Source organism: Microbispora rosea, assembly GCF_044460045.1.
GTDB classification, from domain to species: domain Bacteria; phylum Actinomycetota; class Actinomycetes; order Streptosporangiales; family Streptosporangiaceae; genus Microbispora; species Microbispora rosea.
This window is the reverse complement of record NZ_JBITJO010000006.1, coordinates 20377-40267: the sequence shown is the minus strand read 5'-3', so window position 1 is coordinate 40267 and position 19891 is coordinate 20377. Positions and strand designations below refer to the sequence as shown.

Sequence of the window (19891 nt, the reverse complement as noted above, 5' to 3'; positions counted from 1 at the left end):
TCCGGCGTTCTGGTCACCGGGCGGCCGGCGGCTATGGGCGCCGGTGAGAACGACACGGCGGAATGTTGTGGGAATCCTCATTCGCCGTACGGAGGGTCTTGGTATGGGATCGATCCGTGACAGATGAACAGAGTCCGCATCGGCGGCGCTTCCCCGCGGCGGACATCGCCAGAGTGAGCGTCTTCGCCGCGCTGATCGCCGTGCTCGGCATGCCGGGCGCGCTGAACATCTTCGGCGACGCGGTGCCGATCACGTTGCAGACGCTCGGCGTCATGCTCGCCGGGGCGATCCTCGGCACGTGGCGGTCCGCCCTCGCCGTCGTGGTCCTGCTCGTGCTGGTCGCCGCCGGGCTCCCCCTGCTCGCCGGTGGACGCGGCGGGCTCGGCGTCTTCACCGGGCCCTCGGCCGGCTTCCTGATCGGCTGGCTTCCCGGTGCGGCCGTGACCGGATGGATCGTCGAACGCGGCGGGCGCACGCCGTCCACGGTGCGGCTGGTGATCGCCTGCCTGACCGGCGGCGTCGGCGTGGTCTACCTGTGCGGCATCCCCGTGCAGGCCTTGGTCACCGGGCTGTCCCTGGGCAAGACGGCGCTGCTCAGCGCCGCCTTCCTGCCCGGCGACCTGGCCAAGGCGGTGCTGGCGTCGATCGTGGCGCGGGGCACCCAGCGGGCCTACCCCGACGCGGTCCCCGCGGTGCACAGCGAGCGGCTGCGCGCAGGCGGGCGGTGACGCGCCCGTGCCGGTAGCCGCCCAGGTCATGCGGCACGCCTCTGTCCGCCCCGGCCGGATCGCGGTGTCCGGTCCGGAAGGCGACCTCACCTACGCCGAACTCGCGGACCGGGCCGGCCGCGCCGCCCGCGCCCTCGCCGACGAGGGCATCGGGCGCGGCGCGCTCGTCGCGGTCGCCCAGGCCGACCCGGTGGCCCTGCTCGTCGCCGTGCTCGCCGCCGACCTCGTGGGAGCCACGCCGCTGCTGTGCGACCACGCCTGGAGCGAGGAACGGCGGGCGCAGGTCATGGCCGCGGTGCCGGTCGCCGCCCGTTTCGACGACCCGCTGCCGGAGGCGGACGGCCCGGCCGTGGAGCACCGTCCCGCGCCGGACGACCTCACCTGGGCCTGCTTCAGCTCCGGCAGCACCGGCAGGCCCCGCGCCGTGGTGCGCGGCCGGGCCTCGTGGACCGCGTCGTTCGCCCACCTGGACGCGCTGACCGGGATCGGCCCTGACGACGTCGTGCTGATCCCCGGCCCGCTGGTCTCCTCCCTGTACGGCTTCGCCGCCGTGCACACGCTGGCGGCGGGCGCGACGGCCGTGGTCCCCGGCCGATGGTCGCCCGGCGGGCTGGCCGAGCCGCTGCGGCGGGCCACCGCGGTCCACGTGGTGCCCCACCGCCTGCCGGCCGTGCTTGACGCCCTGGGCACGGCCGGAGGCCCGCTGCGTACGGCAGTGGTCGGCGGGGCCGCCCTCGACGTCGCCGCCAGGACCCGGGCGGCGGCGGCCGGAGTGCGTGTGGTGTCCTATTACGGCGCCACCGAGCTGTCGTTCGTCGCCGTGGACGCCGACGGCGCCGGGCTGCGGCCGTTCCCCGGGGTGGAGATCGACGTCAGGGTGCCGCCCGGACAGGTTCTGGGCGAGGTGTGGGTGCGCTCCCCGTGGCTCTGCGACGGTTACCTGGCCGGTGCGACCGGCCCCCTGCGGCAGGACAACGGCTGGATGACCGTCGGCGACCTGGCGGAGCCGCACCGGCCCGGTGAGGTCCTGCGGCTGCGCGGCCGGGGCGACGGCGCGATCCAGACCGGCGGCGCCACGGTGGTGCCGGAGGACGTCGAGGAGGTGCTGAGGAAGGTGCCGGGAGTGGACGACGTGGTCGTGGTCGGCACGCCGCACCCCTACCTGGGCGCCGTGGTCACCGCGGTCGTCGAGGGGGCCGTCGAGGGGGCCGTCGAGGGGGGCGCCGCGGGCGGCGGCGCGTCGAGGGCCGCGCTGGAGGCGGCGGCGCGGGCCGAACTCGACCCGGCGCAGCGGCCCCGGCGCTGGTACGCCGCCGCGTCCCTGCCCCGGACCCCTGCGGGCAAGCCGGCCCGCGGGCTCCTCGCCACCAGGCTGGCCGCGGGTGACGACCCCGGCCTGAGGCGGCTCACCTGACATGGACGAGTGACATGGACGAGCACACCGTCGTCGTGGCGGCCCGCCGCACGCCCATCGGCACCGCCGGGCACGCGTTCCGGAGCCTGACGGCCGAGCGGCTCGCCGCGCCCGTCATCGAGGCGGTCGCCCGCGACGTGGCGCATCTCGGCGTTCCGGTCGACGACGTGGTGATGGGCAACTGCACGGGACCCGGGGGCAACCTCGCCCGGGTCTGCGCGCTGGCCGCGGGGATGGGTCACGAGGTGCCCGGCGTCACCGTCGACCGGCAGTGCGGCAGCGGGCTCGCCGCGATCCTGCTGGCCGCCCAGGCGGTGCGCTGTGGCGATGCGGATCTGGTCGTCGCCGGGGGCGTCGAGAGCGCCTCCACCGCGCCGCTGCGGGTTCGCCGGCGGGAGGGCGAGCCGGACGTGCCGTACGAGCGGGCGCCGTTCGCCCCCGAGGGGCACCCCGACCCGGACATGGGCCCGGCCGCCGAGGCGCTCGCCGCCGCGCGCGGCGTCACCAGGGAACGCCAGGACGCCTACGCCTGCCGGAGCCACGCCCTGGCGCTGGCCGCCCGGGAGGCCGGGCGCTTCGCCCGTGAGATCGTCCCCGTCGGCGGCCGTACGGACGACCAGCGCCCGCGCGTGCTGCGGCCGCGGTCGCTGGCCCGGCTGCCCGCCGCGTTCGTGCCGGGGGGTACCGTGACGGCCGGCAACTCCTCTCCGGTGAGCGACGGCGCCGCGGCCGTCGCGGTCGTGCCCGAGCGGCTGCGTGCCGCGGCCGGCCTGCCCGGCCTGCGGCTGCTGGCGGGCGCCGTCGCCGGCTGCGACCCCGCGCTGCCCGGGTGGGGGCCGGTGCCCGCCGTACGGCGGGTGCTGCGGCGGACCGGCACGGACCTGGAGAGGGTGGCGGCGGTGGAGATCGTGGAGGCGTTCGCGGCGCAGGTGCTCGCGGTCACCGACGCGCTCGGCCTCGATCCCCTCGATGCGGACTCCGAGCGCGTGTGCGCCGACGGCGGCGCGCTCGCCCTCGGCCACCCCTGGGGCGCGAGCGGCGCCGTGGTGGTGACCCGGCTGTTCAGCCGGCTCCTAGGGGCGCCGCAGGGGACGCTGGGCCTGGCGGCGGTGGCGGTCGGCGGCGGTCTCGGGATCGCCGCCCTGTTCGAGGTGGTGTGAGTGATCCGGCTGGAGGACGTCCATGTGCGACTCGGGCAGCGCGAGGTGCTGCGCGGCGTCACGGCCTCGCTGACCGAGCGCCGCGTGGGTGTGGTCGGGGCCAACGGCTCGGGCAAGAGCACGCTCGCCCGTCTCGTCAACGGCCTGGTCCTGCCGTCGTCGGGCACCGTGACGGTGTCCGGGCTCGACACCCGCCGCCACGCGGCCCGCATCAGGCGCGGCGTGGGGTTCGTGTTCACCGACCCGGACGCGCAGATCGTGATGCCCACGGTGGCCGAGGACGTGGCCTTCTCGCTGCGCCGCAAAAGGCTGACCCGCGAGGAGGTCGAGCGCCGGGTGCGGGAGATCCTGGAGAGGTACGGTCTGGGCGAGCACGCCGACCACCCCGCGCATCACCTGTCAGGCGGACAGAAGCAGCTGCTCGCCCTCTGCTCGGTCCTGGTGCTCGAACCGGAGATCCTGGTCATGGACGAGCCGACCACGCTGCTCGACCTGCGCCACTCCCGGCAGGTCGCCGCGCTACTGCGGACGCTTCCGCAACAGGTGGTCGTGGTGACCCACGACCTCCCGCTGCTGGAGGACTTCGACCGCGTGCTCGTGATCGACGAGGGGCGGATCGTCGCCGACGCCGAGCCCGCCGCCGCGATCGGCCACTACAGGAAGACGATGGCGTGAGCGGGCTCACCGGCGCCTACGTGCCCGGCGACTCGCTCCTGCACCGGCTGCCCGCCGGGGCCAAGCTCGCCGGGCTCGCCGTGTCCTGCACGGCGCTCCTGCTGCTGCGCGCGCCCGCGGCGCTGGCGGGCGCGGCGGCCGCCGTCGTGCTGCTGTACGCCGTCTCCGGGGTCGGGCCCGCCGCGGCCTGGGCGCAGGTGCGGCCCGTCCGCTGGTTCGCCGTGGCCCTGTTCGGCGTGCAGCTGGTGTTCGCGGACCTGTCCACGGCGGCGTCCTCGACGCTCCGGGTCGTGCTCGCCGTCGCCCTGGCCGGTCTGGTCACCCTCACGACGCGCACCGGCGCCCTCATGGCCACTCTGGAGCGCTGGCTCGCCCCCGCCAGGTTCGCCGGGCTCGATCCGTTCCGTCTGTCGCTGCTGCTGTCCCTCACGCTGCGGAGCGTGCCGGTGATCGCGGATCTGGTCACCCGGGTGCGGGAGGCCCAGCGCGCCAGAGGGGTCGAACGGAGCCCGCGCGCCTTCGCCGTCCCGCTGGTGGTGGGCGCCCTGCGGCACGCCGACGCGCTGGGCGAGGCGCTCGCCGCGCGCGGTCTCGACGACTGACCCGGGTCTGCGGAGAGTCAGAGCGGCGGCAGGGCGGGCGCCAGGCGGCGGGCCTCGGCGACCAGGTCGAGCAGGTCCCCGACCAGGGCGGGCGGCCCGGCCACGAAGCTGCGATCCTCGGGCGGGCCCTCGGCGGACGCCTCGAAAGGCCCGCCGTCGAGCCCCAGGATCTCCACGCCGGCCTCCTGCGCGATCAGGGCCCCGGCGGGCAGGTCGAGTCCCTCGGCGCGGTAGCCGATCATGCCGTCGATGTCGCCCCGCGCGAGCATGGCCCAGCACAGCAGCGGCGCCCAGAGTTGGAGCACCCGCCGGGCGCGGGCGTCCATCGTCATCTTCAGCGCCCGCGCCGCCGGGTCCAGGCGGGAGACCCCGTGGCCCTGTGTCCAGGCCAGCACCGGCCCGTGCCGGAGGTCGCGCCGCGGCGGCCCGGTCAGCGGCCCCGCCGGCCCGCGGGCCCCGGCGCCGCTGACCGCCGACCAGGTGCGGCCGGAGAGCGGCTCGTGGACCACCCCGAGCACCGGGCGGCCGTCCGCGCACAGCGCCAGGCCCACGACGTAGGCGGGGAGGCCGATGGCCACGTTGTTCGTGCCGTCGAGCGGATCGACCAGCCAGGTCCATCCGCCGTCCGGGCGGTCACCGCGGTGGACGCCCGACTCCTCGGCCACGATCCGGTGGGAGGGGAACTCGGCCCTGATGCGGTCGAGGATCAGCTTCTCGCAGGCCAGGTCGAGGTCGGTCACGACGTCGCCCGACCCGCCCTTGTCGTGGACGGCGACCGCTCCCGGCGCGCTCTCGCGCAGCACGGACCCGGCGGCCAGGGCGGCCTCGACGGCTACCCGCCTGGCGTGTTCGAGGTCCACAGGCTCCTCCTGGCCAGCTCGGCGGCACGTGCGGTCTCGGCGTCGTCGAGGCGTTCCCGCCTGACGTGATGGAGGGGGGTGGCGATCGGCCCGAGCGACAGGTCGTTCAGCCCCGGACGGCCACGGCCGAGCGCCACGGTGGCGGCCTCGCCGTCCTCGGGAATGACGCTGCTGTGGAAGGCCCCCGCGGCGAGCGTGTAGGTGTCCCCGGCGGCGAACAGCTCGGCGCGTCCCGGGGCGTACGCCACGGTCCTCGGGGTGGGGCGGATCACGTCGCCCGACGGGGTGCTGACGACCTCGAAGACGCGGTGGGTGGGTGACCCGGTGGTGTCGGTCACCACGGCGTGGACGTTGCGCACCTGGCCGTACAGGACGTGGCTGACCAGGTCCCAGCTGTGGCAGTGGACCTGGGAGGTGGTGCTGCGGGCGCGCCGGGCGGCGGCGGTCCACAGGTGCACGCACGCCCCGAGGTCTCCCTCGCGGACCAGCGGCAGGCAGAGGAATCCCAGCGGATGCCGCACCCCCCGCACGCCTGAGCCGCCCGCCGAGATCTCGCCGAGCACGCGCAGGGCCCACTCGCGGGCGCCTCCGCCGTCGAGCACGTCGAGAACGTCCCCGTATCTCATGGCGCGTACGGATCCTTGGCGCGCAGCGCCTTGCGGGTGACCTCGACCACGTCGCGGTCGGTGAACGACTTGGGCAGGGGGAGGTCGACGCGGTCGAACAGCCTGCGGACCTCCTCGACGGTCGGCTCGTCGCTCAGCGGCACCGACCGGTAGCGGTCGATCGCCACGCGGCGGGCCTGCTCGAAGCTCGTGCGCAGCTCGGTGCCGCAGCTCTCATAGAAGAACGAGCCGCTGAAGGCGATGATGGCCCGGTTGGGGTCCTCGGACGTCATGATCAGGGCGCGGCCCGACATGTCCCAGCGGAAGGTCGTCATGACCGGCGAGAGCCCCACCGCGATGTCGAGCAGGCCGTACCGCTGGCGATACCAGAACGCGGCCAGGACGCTCGCGTACGACTCCTTCCTGGCCCGGTCGGTCGTCCACAGCTCACCGGTGCCGTCCGGGCGGTCCGACAGCGACCTGCGGTAGTGCGCGTAGCTCTCGCACACCGCCGCGTCCGTCGGGTCGATGATCTCCAGGCGGACCGTGAGGTGCCGCTTCTCGCGCCGGGCGGCGGCCACGCACTCGGGCAGCGTGACGGCGCGCATGTAGGTGCCGGTGCCGCCCTTGAACGTCCAGCGGTCGGTGCCCCTGCGGGCGTCCGCGTGCGCCTGCGCGATCTCGTGCTGGCTGCCCAGGATGCGGATGACCGTCATGTCCTCCAGGGCCCGGCGGGTGCCCGCGACCAGGTCCTCCAGCTCGTCGAGGCGGTCCAGGCGTTCGGGCAGCCGCGCGAGGACGCCGGAGGTCGCGTGCATGGCCTCCTCGACGGGCTCCTGCCGGACCCGGTCGCGCAGCAGCGCGGTCGCGACGAGGGCCAGGACGACCAGAGTGGTGCCGCTGACGAGCTGCGTCTTCACCTCGTCGGGGATCACTCGATCGGGCAGCACGCCGAGGACACCCACCGCCACGGCCAGCACGAGGGCGATGGCCCCGTCGACGTTCTTGGCCGCCCACGCGAGCGACTGGCCGACGGCACTCCGCAACCCCGCCATAGGTCAGCCCCGCCATCCCGTCAGTGTCGGCCCCGACTCGAATCGTAACGACAGGGTCATGGTCCGGCAAAGGGTTCGCCCGACGGGGTGCGGCGGTCCGCGGGCGGGGGCCGGGGCGGGCATCGGGGCCGGAATTGTCGGTCGCCGCGCGTAGGTTATGGAGGTGAACCGGAGCGGGCGTGAGTGCCTCTGTGCGGCCGCCCGCGCCGGTGGACGGGGCGATTGAGGAGCTGAGCGGCGATGACATCCATGATGGACCTGAACCGGAAGGTCGCGCCCTTCCAGGTCGTCACCGACATGACGCCGTCCGGCGACCAGCCGGCGGCGATCGAGGCGCTGGAGCGCCGGGTCAGGGCGGGTGAGAAGGACACGGTCCTGCTCGGCGCGACCGGCACCGGCAAGACCGCGACGGTGGCGTGGCTCATCGAGCGGGTGCAACGCCCGACGCTGGTCATGCAGCCGAACAAGACGCTCGCCGCCCAGTTCGCCAACGAGCTGCGCGAGATGCTGCCGAACAACGCCGTCGAATACTTCGTGTCGTACTACGACTACTACCAGCCCGAGGCGTACGTCCCGCAGAGCGACACCTACATCGAGAAGGACTCCTCGATCAACGAGGAGGTCGAGCGGCTGCGCCACTCGGCGACCTGGTCGCTGGTGTCGCGCCGCGACGTGGTGGTGGTCGCCTCCGTCTCCTGCATCTACGGCCTGGGCACGCCGCAGGAGTACGTCGACCGGATGGTCGGGCTCAAGGTCGGCCAGCAGATCGAGCGCGACCAGCTGCTGCGGCGGCTCGTCGACATGCAGTACACGCGCAACGACCTGGCCTTCACCCGGGGCACCTTCCGGGTGCGCGGCGACACGGTCGAGGTCATCCCGGTCTACCAGGAGCTGGCCGTCCGCATCGAGATGTTCGGCGACGAGATCGAGAAGCTGGCGACGCTGCACCCGCTGACCGGCGAGGTCGTCGGCGAGGACGACGAGCTGCACATCTTCCCCGCCTCCCACTACGTGGCCGGTCCCGAGCGGATGGAGCGGGCCATCGCCGGCATCGAGGCGGAGCTCGTCGAGCGGCTCGCCGACCTGGAGCGGCAGGGCAAGCTGCTGGAGGCCCAGCGGCTGCGCATGCGCACCACCTACGACATCGAGATGATGCGCCAGGTCGGCACCTGCGCCGGGATCGAGAACTACTCGCGGCACATCGACGGCCGTGAGGCGGGCACCGCGCCGCACACGCTGCTCGACTTCTTCCCCGACGACTTCCTGCTCGTGCTGGACGAGTCGCACCAGACCGTCCCCCAGATCGGCGCGATGTACGAGGGCGACGCCTCGCGCAAGCGGACGCTGGTCGACCACGGGTTCCGCCTGCCGTCGGCGATGGACAACCGCCCGCTCAAGTGGGAGGAGTTCCTGGGGCGCATCGGCCAGACCGTCTACCTGTCCGCCACGCCGGGGTCGTACGAACTGGGCCGGAGCAAGGGCGAGGTCGTGGAGCAGGTCATCCGCCCCACCGGCCTGATCGATCCCGAGGTGATCATCAAGCCCACCAAGGGCCAGATCGACGACCTCATGGAGGAGATCCGGGCAAGGGCGGAGCGGGACGAGCGGGTCCTGGTCACCACGCTGACCAAGAAGATGGCCGAGGACCTCACCGACTACCTGCTCGACAACGGCATCCGGGTCCGCTACCTGCACAGCGAGGTCGACACGCTGCGCCGCATCGAGCTGCTGCGCGAGCTGCGCATGGGCGAGTTCGACGTGCTGGTCGGCATCAACCTGCTGCGTGAGGGCCTCGACCTGCCCGAGGTGTCGCTGGTGTCGATCCTCGACGCCGACAAGGAGGGCTTCCTGCGCTCGGAGACCTCGCTCATCCAGACGATCGGCCGCGCGGCCCGCAACGTGTCCGGCCAGGTCCACATGTACGCCGACAAGATCACGCCGAGCATGGAGCGGGCGATCGAGGAGACCAACCGGCGCCGGGGCAAGCAGATCGCCTACAACGAGGCGCACGGCATCGACCCGCAGCCGCTGCGCAAGAAGATCGCCGACATCCTGGACAGCCTCGTGCGCGAGGACGCCGACACCGCACAGCTTCTCGGCGGCGCCGGGCGCCAGCAGTCTCGCGGCAAGGCGCCGGTGCCGGGCCTCGCGTCCCGTGGCGCGGGCCAGCACGCGAAGGCGATCGCGGGGGAGATGCCGCGCGCCCAGCTGGAGTCGCTGATCGAGTCGCTGACCGAGCAGATGCACAACGCCGCCGCCGACCTGCAGTTCGAGGTCGCGGCCCGGCTGCGCGACGAGATCAAGGAGCTCAAGCGGGAGGTCCGCGACATGCGCGAGGCCGGTGTGAAGTAACGGCGCGGCGACCCCGCGATCACCGGCCCGGTGACCCCATCTCAGTCGGGCCGCACGACCACGCCGTAGTCGCCCGGGCCCCTCGGCTCGGGCGGCATCGCCTCATGCCCGCCCTTGCGGCCGAATTTCTGCTTCGGCGAATTCTGGTGAATTATGCTCTAGAGCCACTGGTAGGCGAAGTGTGAAAACCCGGCCGAATTCTCGGTGTTCTCACCGCGTCGAAAACGGAGCCGGTCGCGTGGAAATGAGCGGGTGCGGCTCCGAACGCGATTGACCTGGTGTGTTGCAGGGAAGGCATTCGTCGGCGTGTGGATGAACGTCCGCACATCATGGGGGCCGCTTGTTCGAGCGGATCCCACCGGGCGAATCCGTCTGTGGCAATCGGGGAAATGATGCGTTCGACGACAATCGCGTCCAGCTATTACGTCCGCCTCGTGCTCAGTGCCGGGTCGGTGACCGCGCTCCTCGCCGGTTGCGGCGAGATTCCGGCGCGGTCGTTCGCCGCGGTGCCGATGAGCCGGCCGGTCGCGTTCGCTCCGCTCTCGCCGAGCCCGTCCGCGACGCCCGTACCGTCGCCCTCGCTCAGCCCGTCGGCGACGCCGGGCGACTTCGCCGGGTGCCGGGACGGCGATTGCGAGGTGCGGGTGCGCGAGGGGGACCGCATCTCGATCGACCCGAGTCTGGGCGTCGACCAGATCACTGTCGTGGGCCTGCGGGGAGACGCCGTCAGGCTCTCCTTCACCGGTACCTCGACGGTCGTCGACGGCGAGAACATCACCATCAGCCGGACCTGCGACAACGACCGCTGCCGGGTCAGGGGAGCGGTGACGATCAGCACGAGCAGGCCGGGCCGCATCGGCGACGTCGCCCTGCGGCTCGCGCAGGTCGCGGGTGACACCGCCGTGCTGGTGCTCGAGCCTGCCACTCGGTAAGGCGACCGGCCCCCCGCTCCGGCCCGCTCTCCGGCCCGCTCTCCGGCAACGAGGGCCGGCCGGAGCCGACGTGCTGCTCGACGCCCGGGGTGCCGAGATGGATCTCCGCGTGGCGGTGGGGCCGGCCCGGTCGCTCGTGATCACAGTTTCGCCCGGCGGCCCAGAAGCCCTTGCCCGGTCCACTCCACCCGGCCCGATCGGTCCCGTGCGCGGCGGACGCACCACTTCTGACCAGGCACAACGGCTCCCGATCATAATCCTGGATGTGTAGTATCCAGATTATGCGGATGAGTGAAGGCGTCGAGTGGGCGATGCACTGTTGCCTGACGCTGGCATGGCTCGGCAACGAGGTGCCGGTTTCGACGGCGAAGCTCGCCGCCGGGTTCGAGTTGCCGCCCGCGTACCTCAACAAGCAACTCCAGGCACTGGCCAAGGCGGGGATCATGACGTCCACTCCGGGGGCGAGGGGCGGGTTCCGGCTGGCGCGGCCCCTCGAGGAGATCACGGTCATGGAGGTCGTGACGGCGATCGACGGACCTGCCGAGGCGTTCCAGTGCACGGAGATCCGACGGCGCGGGGCCGGGGCGGCGAGGCCGGAGTGGCAGTTCCGCGCCCCGTGCGCAGTTACGACCGCGATGCGCAAGGCCGAGATGGCGTGGCGGCGAGTGCTGGCCGCGCAGACTCTGGCCGATGTGCAGGCCGCGGCGAACCGTCGCGCGCCCCAGGCGGGCGAGGTGATCCGGCGTTGGTACGAGCAGAACTGATCGTCCCGTGACGGAAACCATCGCCGGAACCAGGGAGGGAAAACCGGATGTGAACCCGCACTCCATAAAAGCCCGCTCCACGATCGCCGCGGCAGCGCTCCTGCTGCTGGCTCTGGTCGTGGGGGGCGTCGGCCTCGATCTGGCGATCCGCTACAGGATCCAGAACGACGTCTTCTTCTCCGCCGAGCAGATCGCCGCACGATGGAGCGCGGCGGCGCGCAACGGCGCCGTGCCGAATCCGATCCCCGCCCCCACCGACATCACCCTCGTCCAGCTCGTGGACGCCCGCGGCAGGGTCGTCGACTCCAGCCCTCAGGCCGCGGGCATGCCGCCGCTCAGCACGCTGCGGCCTCCAGCAGACGATCGCCTGCAAAAGCGCATGGAGTGCTCCGCGGGGGACCGGTGCGTCATGCTCATGGCCAATCGGGTCACCCCCGCGCCCGACTCGCCGGTCGTCTACGCGGGCACGGCCGAGCCGCCCCTCCTGGCCACGCACAATCTGGAGTACGCCATCGCGGCGGGCGGCGTCCTGATCCTGATTTCGGTGGCCTGGATGACGTGGGCGGCGATGAGCCGGACCCTGCGCTCGGTCGAGCGGGAGCGCCAGTTCGCCTCCACCACCTCACATGAGCTCAGGACGCCGATCGCGGGCCTGCGGGCGCGATTGGAGGAGGCTCTCCTCTATCCCGACGACGTCGACCCACGTGACACCATCCAGGGAGCCTTGCGGGCCACCGGCCGCCTCGAGGCGATCGTCGACGACCTGTTGGTGCTGACCCGGCTGCGCGGCGCCGACACGGCGGCACCGGAGCTGATAGAGCTCGGCGCGCTGGTGACGGAGGAGGTGTCGGCCCTGGCCCCCGGGGTGCCGGTGCGCGTCGAGGCGGCCGGCGACGTGCAAGTCCGCGGCTCGCGGATCCGGCTGGCCCGAGTGGTCGGCAACCTCCTGAGCAACGCGCAGCGGCACGCGGTCAGCGCCGTCACGGTGACGGTCGACTCCGTCGGCGGCCAGGCTGTCGTGACGGTCACCGACGACGGGGCGGGCATTCCTCCGGCGGACCGCGAGCGGGTCTTCGAACTTTTCGTTCGCCTGGACGAGGGGCGTCGCCTGGATTCCGGCGGCAGCGGCCTCGGCCTCGCCATCTCTCGCGACATCGCCCGCGCCCACAACGGCTCCCTGCGAATCGAGGACTCGCCGGTAGGCGCCCGTTTCGTGCTGATGCTGCCGCTGGCGGGGACGGCGGGAGCTCTGGCGGAGTGGCCCACCACGCCCGGGAAGACCGCCGCCAAGCCCAGGAAAAACGTCTGGTTCGCGCGCCGGCCCTCCGCCAGAATCGGCCCATGAGCAAGGCGACCGCGTCGGGTGACGGCCGGGAGCGGAGGTCTGCCCTTCTCCGCGGGTGACGTCGCCATGCGGGTCAGCGCTCACAAGGTCCCCGGCGACGACCGGCCGGTGTGCCGGACGCGCGGGGGCGTCCCCCCCGGGAGGTGATCATGCGATCCACGGTGGGCGGGCCGCCGCGGCGGTGCCCGTCCTGTGGCGGCTGGGAGTACGGCGGCGCCCCCGTTTGCCGGCGATGCGCGGAGCTGGTCGACGCCATCGTGGAAGAGGGCTGGCGGGACTTCCTTCTGCGCGAGTTCGGCGACCGTGTCACGCCCACCGACGAGCGGACGATCGCCGAGATGGTGGCCGACGAGCCGGACCGGCATGACTGGCGCGTGGTCGATGCCGCGCTCGACCGCCTGACCTGCGACCAGTGCGGCGGCCCGCTGGGACGCAGGGCGGGGTGCCCGCGCTGCGACGTGGCACACGGAATGCGTTGCGTCGCCAGGGAGACCGACCGTCCCGGAGTGCCACCGGGCAACGAGCACGCGATCCGGGTGAACGTCTCGGTGGTGCGGCGTCCCGAGGGCATCTCCGCCTCCGAGATGCTCGCCAGGCGCCTGCTCCTGCCCGCCATGCTGGCCGGTTTCCTCCCTACGACAGAGCAGGCGCAGCGCCTGGGCGCGCTGGTGAAGCGCGGCGCCCGCGCGGAGGACGTCGCCGCGGCGATCGACGAACTCGCCGCCGCGCCGGGCTGACGCGCCTCGGGACCGCGCCGCCTCGCCCGCAGCGCGAGCAGCGTGGCAGGACCGGCGGCCACTCTCATGCTCGCGGGTGTCGCGAGCCCGATTCGCGGTAGTAGCCGGGGACACGACGCCGGGGCCGTCCGTTGATGGAAAGGCGGGATCGTCCCGCGGAGGAGGTGCTGATGTTCGCGGCGCTCACCGGGCTCGGACTGTCGACCGCGGCCGGGCTCAACGCGTACATCCCGTTGCTGCTCGTCGGCGTGCTCGCGCGGCTCACCGACACCGTGCGCCTGCCGGCCGAGTACGCCTGGCTGTCCGACACCTGGGTTCTCGCGATCGTCGCCGTGCTGCTGGTCGCCGAGTTCGTCCTCGACAAGGTGCCGGTGGTCGACCACGTCAACGACATGATCCAGACGGCGGTGCGGCCCGCGTCGGGCGGGGTGGTCTTCAGCGCCACGGCGGCCGCGGCGCAGGTCGACAATTCGGCCTGGATGGCCGAGCATCCGGCCGTCGGCTGGCTGCTGGGGATCGCGGTCGCCCTCGCCGTGCACGTGATCAAGGCCTCGGCGCGGCCGGTGGTGAACGCCACCACGGCGGGCGTGGGCGCGCCGGTCGTCAGCACGGTCGAGGACGTGGGTTCGCTCGGCATGAGCCTGATCGCGATCTTCCTGCCCGTCCTGGTGGTGGCGGCGCTGGCCGTGCTGGCGTTCGTGGCCTGGCGGCTCATCCGCAGGGTGCGGCGTTACCGGGCGGCCCGTCGCGCCCGCGCGGCCGCCCCGCCAGGCTGACCCGCCGGTCGCCGCCCTCTCCCGCGGCCGGCGCTCTTCAGCCCGGATCAGTCGAGGAAGCGGCTCAGGTCCAGGTCGATGTCCACCTCGAAGCCGACGTAGGTCGTGAGGCGCTTGCGGTGGATGCCCGTCGGCACGTACGCCTTGACGCTCGGCTCCAGCTCGAACGTGTACGCGACCGCCTGCTCGTCCTCAGGCTCGATCCGCCAGAGGTATTTGATGCCGGCATTGGAATACTTGATCGGCTTCGTCACCCTGTCCCTGTCCGCCGATTCGGGCGACACCACCTCGACGACGAGATGGACGTTCTCCGGCTTGAAGGACGTCGTCTTGAGGTCGGGCAGCGCGCTGCGATCGACGATCATGAGGTCGGGTTCCGGCCGCTGCCGCAGACCCAGGGTGACACTCATCTCGCGCACGACGCAGAGGCCCGGGGGAGGCGAGAGCTCTCTCTCCAAGAGCCTCAGCACGAACATGTGGAACGCGGTCTGGGGGGACATCATGATGAGGGACCCATCGATCAGCTCGACGTGTGCGGGGGCGTCGGGGGGAAGATGGTCGAGCATGTCGGCGGTCCATCCGCCCGGCGGACCGGGATAGAACCACTCGGGGAAAGCCGCGGTCATCCGCTCCCTCCTCTCCCTAGGGTGATTACTCGACATGACAATCCTGCCACGAACGGTAGTCGTGGACGACTCGTTCGAAGCTCGGGCGGGCGCCGGCGTCCGGCTAGGCCGTACGTGACTCGTGCTCGGGCCGGGCGCGGGGGTCGGTGGGCAGGGGAGAGGTGAGGCGGGCGGCCGAGGGGCTGTGCCAGCCGAGGTCGGGGGAGTGCCGCCGGACGACCTTGGCGGGGACCCCGGCGATGACCGAGTGGTCGGGGAACTCTCCGCGTACGACGGCGCCGCCGGCGACCACCGACTGGCGGCCGACGCGCGTCCCCGGCAGGATGATCGCCCCGGTGCCGATCCACGAGCCCGAGCCGATGGAGACGGGCTTGTTGCGCGGCCACTGCCGCCCGATGGGCGTCTCGGGATCGTCGTACACGTGGTTCTGATCGGTGATGTAGACGTAGGGGCCGGTGAAGACGTCGTCGCCGATGTCGATGGACTGGTGGCCGACGATGTGGCTGCCCCTGCCGATCGAGCAGCCCCGGCCGATCCGTACGACCGTGCCGGGCCCGAGGTCCACGCCGGGGCCCATGCCCGCCGAGATCGACACCCGCTCCCCGACGAGCGTGTGCGGGCCGATCTCGATCCACTGTTCGCCGAAGATGGCGCCCTGGGGGAAGGACAGGCACACTCCCTCGCCCATGCTGCGGAACCGGTAGCCGCCCGGGGCGGCCGGGCTGATCGCCGCGGCCTCCCGCACGTAGGTCCACCCCCGGTGGACCAGACGGCCGACGGCGCGCTTCACGAACGACATAACGCGACAAGTTACCGTTAGGTCGGCTTGTCCGCTATGGCGGGTTAGTGCACGTGGCAAGCCCAATGTTGCCGGACGTTTGATATTCTGAGAGCCCGTGGGCATCGCGGCGTCCAATCCGGACGGCCGGATCGACATCGACCACGGGAGCTCTTCTTGCGCAGCGCCGCACAAACCAAGCATCTGTTCGTCACCGGCGGCGTCGCCTCCAGTCTCGGCAAGGGACTCACGGCCTCCAGCCTCGGCCGCCTCCTCAAGCTTCGCGGCCTCCGCGTCACCATGCAGAAGCTCGACCCCTACCTGAACGTCGACCCCGGCACGATGAACCCCTTCCAGCACGGCGAGGTGTTCGTCACCGACGACGGGGCCGAGACGGACCTCGACATCGGCCACTACGAGCGCTTCCTCGACACGGAGCTGCACGGCTCCGCCAACGTCACCACCGGCCAGGTCTACTCGAACGTGATCGCCAAGGAGCGGCGCGGCGAGTACCTGGGCGACACCGTCCAGGTCATCCCGCACATCACCAACGAGATCAAGGACCGCATCCGCGGTATGGCGGGCCCGGACGTCGACGTGGTCATCACCGAGGTCGGCGGCACGGTCGGCGACATCGAGTCGCTGCCGTTCCTGGAGGCCGTCCGGCAGGTACGCCACGAGGTCGGCCGCGACAACGTCTTCTTCCTGCACGTCTCCCTGCTGCCGTACATCGGCCCGAGCGGGGAGCTGAAGACCAAGCCCACGCAGCACTCGGTCGCCGCGCTGCGCAGCATCGGCATCCAGCCCGACGCGATCGTCTGCCGCTCGGACCGGCCGATCACGACCTCGCTCAAGCGCAAGATCAGCCTGATGTGCGACGTGGACGAGGACGCCGTGGTCTCCGCCGTCGACGCCGCCTCGATCTACGACATCCCGAAGGTCCTGCACGCCGAGGGACTCGACGCGTACGTGGTGCGCCGGCTCGGCCTGCCGTTCCGCGACGTGGAGTGGACCGAGTGGGACCAGCTCCTGCGGCGGGTCCACCGGCCCGCCAAGGAGGTCACGATCGCGCTGGTCGGCAAGTACATCGACCTGCCGGACGCGTACCTGTCGGTCACCGAGGCGCTGCGCGCGGGTGGCTTCGCCAACGACGCGCGCGTCAACATCCGCTGGGTCAAGAGCGACGACTGCGAGACCCCCGAGGGCGCGGCCCGCGAGCTGGACGGCGTCGACGGCGTGCTGATCCCCGGCGGCTTCGGCGTGCGCGGCATCGAGGGCAAGGTCGGCGCCGTACGGCACGCGCGTGAGCAGCGCGTCCCGCTGCTCGGCATCTGCCTCGGCATGCAGTGCATCGTCATCGACGCGGCCCGCAACCTGGCCGGGATCGAGGACGCCGACAGCACCGAGTTCGACTCCGAGACCGTCAACCCGGTCATCTCCACGATGGCCGACCAGAAGGACGTCGTCGCCGGTGAGCGTGACATGGGCGGCACCATGCGGCTCGGCCTCTACCCGGCCAAGCTCGTGGACGGCTCGCTGGCCCGCCGCCTGTACGGCAAGGCCAAGGTGGAGGAGCGCCACCGGCACCGCTACGAGGTGAACAACTCCTACCGGGAGCGGCTGGAGAAGGTCGGCATGGTGTTCTCCGGCCTGTCGCCCGACGGCCGCCTCGTCGAGTACGCCGAGCTCGCCACCGACCAGCACCCGTTCTTCATCGGCACCCAGGCCCACCCGGAGTTCCGTTCCCGCCCGACCCGGTCGCACCCCCTGTTCAAGGGGCTGGTCGGGGCCGCCCTGGAGTACGCGGGCCGGCGCGAGAACGTGGCGAAGGCGGGGCGGGCCAAGTGACGGCGGAGAACACGGCGGAGAGCGCCGCGGAGAACACGGCGGAGAGCACCGTGAACGTCGAGGACATCGAAGAGCACTGGAACGTCGTCGCCTCCGCCGAGCGCTTCGCGGGGCGGATCATCAGCGTGCGCACCGACACGGTGGAGATGCCGGGCGGGGTGACCGCCGACCGCGACTACGTCGTCCACCCCGGCTCGGTCGCGGTGCTCGCCCTCGACGACGAGGACCGGGTGCTGCTGATCCGCCAGTATCGGCATCCGGCGCGGCGCCTGCTGTGGGAGCTGCCGGCCGGCATCCGCGACGTGCCGGGCGAGCCGCTGGTCGAGTGCGCGGCGCGCGAGCTCGCCGAGGAGGCCGCCTACCGGGCGCGTACGTGGCACACGCTGGTCGACCTGCGTACCTCCCCGGGCATGTCGGACGAGCGAATCCGGGTCTTCCTGGCCCGCGATGTGGAGCCGATCCCCGACGAGGAGAACACGTACGTGCGCCACCACGAGGAGACCGACATGCCGGCGGTCTGGATTCCGCTGGGCGCGGCGGTCGACAAGGCCCTGAGCGGAATGATCCACAATTCTCCTGCGGTCGCCGGTATCCTCGCCGCATACGCTGCTTCCGCCGACGGGTTCAAGGGCCTTCGTCCCGCCGACGCGCCGGAGGCATGATCCCGTAGGGAGACGTCCTGAGCGAGCCCGAGGCGGTGCTGTCCAGCTACCTCGCCCACCTGGCGGTGGAGCGGGGGCTGTCTGCCAACACGCTCGCCTCCTACCGGCGTGACCTGCGCCGATACGTCGAGCATCTCCGGGCGCGTGGGCTCGAGACGTTCGCGCAGGTCGCCGAGTCGGATGTCGTCGCCTTCCTCGCCGCGCTGCGGGAGGGCGACGAGGACCACCCGGCGCTGGTGGCCAGCTCGGCCGCCCGCGCCGTGTCGGCCGTACGCGGGCTGCACCGCTTCGCCCTGCGTGAGGGCGTGGCCGGCCACGACCCCGCGCACGAGGTGCGCCCGCCGCGCCAGCTCCGGCGGCTCCCGAAGGCGATCACCGTCGCGGAGGTCGAGCGGCTGATCGCGGCCTGCGGCCCGGAGGACTCGCCCCTGGCCCTGCGCAACCGCGCGCTGCTGGAGGTCCTGTACGGCACGGGCGCCCGGATCTCGGAGGCCGTCGGACTGGCGGTGGACGACGTGCCCACGGGATCGGCTCACGAGGACTATGACCACGACGGGGACCAGGACCAGGTGCGGCTGCGCGGCAAGGGCGGGCGGGCCAGGATCGTGCCGCTCGGCCGCTTCGCCCGCCAGGCGCTCGACGCGTACCTGGTCAGGGCCAGGCCCCGGCTGGCGGCGCACGGCCGGGGGACGCCCGCGCTGTTCCTCAACGCGCGGGGCGGGCGGCTCACGCGGCAGGGCGCCTGGGAGGTGCTGCAGGCGGCGGCGGAACGAGCCGGACTTTCCGGTGTATCACCGCACATGTTGCGCCATTCGTTCGCAACCCACCTCCTGGACGGGGGCGCCGACGTTAGGGTTGTGCAGGAGTTGCTCGGCCACGCCTCGGTGACCACCACGCAGGTGTACACCCTTGTGACGGTCGACAAGCTCCGGGAGGTCTACGCGGCGGCGCATCCCCGTGCGTTGCATTAGAAGGCCCATCTCGGCGGCCTTTGGCGCGCCGCCTTGCCGACCACGTGCCTACCCTTTAGATTCGATCAGGTTCTAAGGCCGTCAGGGAGGACCAACAGGTGACTGCGACCACAGAGGGGACGTGGGTGGGGGCTCCCGGTGCGATCGGGCCTACCGGCCGTCCCCGTCCGGTGTTCCCCGAGCCGACCCCGCCGGAGTCGCACGGACCCGCGCGCATCGTCGCGATGGTCAACCAGAAGGGCGGCGTCGGCAAGACGACGACCACGATCAACCTGGGCGCCGCGCTCGCCGAGGTCGGCCAGCGGGTGCTGCTCGTCGACTTCGATCCGCAGGGCGCGCTGTCGGTCGGTCTCGGCATCGACCCCCGGCCGCTCGAGGCGACGGTCTACGACCTCATCATGGAGGAGCCCGACGTCACGGTCGAGGACGTGCTGATCGACACCACCGTCGAGGGCATGCAGCTCCTGCCGAGCAACATCTTCCTGTCGGGCGCGGAGATCCGGCTCGTCAACGAGGTCGCGCGGGAATACGCCCTGCAGCGGGCGCTGGAGCCCCTGCTGCCGCACTACGACATCTGCCTGATCGACTGCCAGCCGTCCCTCGGCCTGCTGACGGTCAACGCGCTGACCTGTGCGCACAGCGTGATGATCCCGCTGGAGTGCGAGTTCTTCGCGCTGCGCGGCGTGGCGCTGCTGATGGAGTCGATCGGCAAGGTCCAGGAGCGGCTCAACAAGAACCTGGAGATCGACGGCCTGCTCGCCACCATGTACGACCCCCGTACGCTGCACGCCCGCGAGGTGCTGCAGACGATCATGCAGGGCTTCGGCGACAAGGTGTTCCACACCGTCATCAACCGGACGGTGCGTTTCCCAGACGCCACCCTGGCGGGGGAGCCGATCACGCAGTTCGACCCCGGCTCGATGGGCGCCACCGCCTACCGCGAGCTGGCCCGCGAGCTGCTGGCCAGGTGGCCCGCCCGCATCTGAGCCCGCCGGGCCGCG

The 19891-nt window shown here is 72.3% G+C and carries 20 protein-coding genes; 15 read left to right on the top strand and 5 right to left on the bottom strand.

Annotated elements, in window-relative coordinates:
• Positions 1-116: 116 nt before the first annotated feature.
• The 5 genes from ACIBK1_RS25035 to ACIBK1_RS25015 are packed head-to-tail and all read left to right on the top strand — an operon-like array spanning position 117 to position 4579.
• The gene (locus ACIBK1_RS25035; RefSeq protein WP_231514037.1) at positions 117-728 is read left to right on the top strand and encodes a biotin transporter BioY; all 612 of its coding nucleotides are present in this window, start codon (positions 117-119) and stop codon (positions 726-728) included.
• 7 nt (positions 729-735) lie between these two features.
• Positions 736-2142, top strand: coding sequence for an AMP-binding protein (locus ACIBK1_RS25030; protein WP_396738066.1), 1407 nt, complete (start codon positions 736-738; stop codon positions 2140-2142).
• Between the two features lie 14 nt (positions 2143-2156).
• On the top strand, positions 2157-3302 hold the full coding sequence (locus tag ACIBK1_RS25025; RefSeq protein WP_396738063.1) for a thiolase family protein: 1146 nt from the start codon (positions 2157-2159) through the stop codon (positions 3300-3302).
• Positions 3303-3977 (top strand): energy-coupling factor ABC transporter ATP-binding protein, encoded by a 675-nt coding sequence (locus ACIBK1_RS25020; RefSeq protein ID WP_030510022.1) that lies wholly within the window; start codon positions 3303-3305, stop codon positions 3975-3977. It abuts the gene before it with no gap.
• Positions 3974-4579, top strand: coding sequence for an energy-coupling factor transporter transmembrane component T family protein (locus ACIBK1_RS25015; RefSeq protein ID WP_030510023.1), 606 nt, complete (start codon positions 3974-3976; stop codon positions 4577-4579). Before ACIBK1_RS25020 ends, ACIBK1_RS25015 begins: the two co-directional genes overlap by 4 nt.
• Before the next feature lie 17 nt (positions 4580-4596).
• On the opposite strand, the gene ACIBK1_RS25010 is transcribed toward ACIBK1_RS25015, so the two are convergent.
• From ACIBK1_RS25010 to ACIBK1_RS25000, 3 genes are read right to left on the bottom strand one after another with little or no spacing between them, the layout of a single operon-like run.
• Positions 4597-5439: an inositol monophosphatase family protein gene (locus ACIBK1_RS25010; RefSeq protein WP_076432325.1), complete on the bottom strand. Its 843-nt coding sequence runs from the start codon at positions 5437-5439 to the stop codon at positions 4597-4599.
• Positions 5412-6065: a hypothetical protein gene (locus tag ACIBK1_RS25005; protein WP_076432327.1), complete on the bottom strand. Its 654-nt coding sequence runs from the start codon at positions 6063-6065 to the stop codon at positions 5412-5414. Before ACIBK1_RS25005 ends, ACIBK1_RS25010 begins: the two co-directional genes overlap by 28 nt.
• A complete protein-coding gene (locus ACIBK1_RS25000) occupies positions 6062-7099 on the bottom strand; it encodes a hypothetical protein (RefSeq protein WP_363409668.1) in 1038 nt (345 codons plus the stop codon). The genes ACIBK1_RS25005 and ACIBK1_RS25000 overlap by 4 nt, the downstream gene beginning before the upstream one ends.
• Positions 7100-7339: 240 nt before the next feature.
• On the opposite strand from ACIBK1_RS25000, the gene uvrB reads away from it, so the two are divergent.
• The 6 genes from uvrB (at position 7340) to ACIBK1_RS24970 (ending at position 14005) form a co-directional block, all read left to right on the top strand.
• Positions 7340-9451, top strand: a complete 2112-nt coding sequence (uvrB, locus tag ACIBK1_RS24995; RefSeq protein ID WP_396738057.1) for an excinuclease ABC subunit UvrB — start codon at positions 7340-7342, stop codon at positions 9449-9451.
• 392 nt (positions 9452-9843) lie between these two features.
• Complete coding sequence (locus ACIBK1_RS24990) at positions 9844-10383, top strand: hypothetical protein (protein ID WP_357321529.1); 540 nt, start codon at positions 9844-9846, stop codon at positions 10381-10383.
• 287 nt (positions 10384-10670) lie between these two features.
• Positions 10671-11147, top strand: coding sequence for an RrF2 family transcriptional regulator (locus tag ACIBK1_RS24985; RefSeq protein WP_231514039.1), 477 nt, complete (start codon positions 10671-10673; stop codon positions 11145-11147).
• A gap of 7 nt (positions 11148-11154) precedes the next feature.
• A complete protein-coding gene (locus tag ACIBK1_RS24980) occupies positions 11155-12492 on the top strand; it encodes a sensor histidine kinase (protein ID WP_156081050.1) in 1338 nt (445 codons plus the stop codon).
• A 149-nt stretch (positions 12493-12641) separates the two neighbouring features.
• Positions 12642-13229, top strand: a complete 588-nt coding sequence (locus ACIBK1_RS24975) for a hypothetical protein (protein WP_396738055.1) — start codon at positions 12642-12644, stop codon at positions 13227-13229.
• Positions 13230-13399: 170 nt separating this feature from the next.
• Positions 13400-14005 carry a DUF4126 domain-containing protein gene (locus tag ACIBK1_RS24970; protein ID WP_396738053.1) on the top strand — a complete coding sequence of 202 codons (606 nt, stop codon included), beginning with the start codon at positions 13400-13402 and terminating at the stop codon, positions 14003-14005.
• 47 nt (positions 14006-14052) lie between these two features.
• Here the strand turns inward: ACIBK1_RS24970 and ACIBK1_RS24965 are convergent, their stop codons facing one another.
• Complete coding sequence (locus ACIBK1_RS24965; RefSeq protein ID WP_396738051.1) at positions 14053-14631, bottom strand: Uma2 family endonuclease; 579 nt, start codon at positions 14629-14631, stop codon at positions 14053-14055.
• Between the two features lie 103 nt (positions 14632-14734).
• Positions 14735-15430 carry an acyltransferase gene (locus ACIBK1_RS24960; protein ID WP_081903784.1) on the bottom strand — a complete coding sequence of 232 codons (696 nt, stop codon included), beginning with the start codon at positions 15428-15430 and terminating at the stop codon, positions 14735-14737.
• Positions 15431-15586: 156 nt separating this feature from the next.
• Between ACIBK1_RS24960 and ACIBK1_RS24955 the strand changes: the two genes are divergently transcribed.
• The 4 genes from ACIBK1_RS24955 to ACIBK1_RS24940 all read left to right on the top strand — a co-directional run bounded on the left by ACIBK1_RS24955 (position 15587) and on the right by ACIBK1_RS24940 (position 19876).
• Positions 15587-17257, top strand: coding sequence for a CTP synthase (locus tag ACIBK1_RS24955; RefSeq protein WP_030510035.1), 1671 nt, complete (start codon positions 15587-15589; stop codon positions 17255-17257).
• Positions 17254-17919 carry an NUDIX hydrolase gene (locus ACIBK1_RS24950; RefSeq protein ID WP_363415418.1) on the top strand — a complete coding sequence of 222 codons (666 nt, stop codon included), beginning with the start codon at positions 17254-17256 and terminating at the stop codon, positions 17917-17919. Before ACIBK1_RS24955 ends, ACIBK1_RS24950 begins: the two co-directional genes overlap by 4 nt.
• A gap of 35 nt (positions 17920-17954) precedes the next feature.
• Positions 17955-18890, top strand: a complete 936-nt coding sequence (locus tag ACIBK1_RS24945) for a site-specific tyrosine recombinase XerD (protein WP_231514040.1) — start codon at positions 17955-17957, stop codon at positions 18888-18890.
• Positions 18891-18988: 98 nt separating this feature from the next.
• Positions 18989-19876, top strand: a complete 888-nt coding sequence (locus ACIBK1_RS24940) for a ParA family protein (protein ID WP_030510038.1) — start codon at positions 18989-18991, stop codon at positions 19874-19876.
• Positions 19877-19891 lie beyond the last annotated feature (15 nt).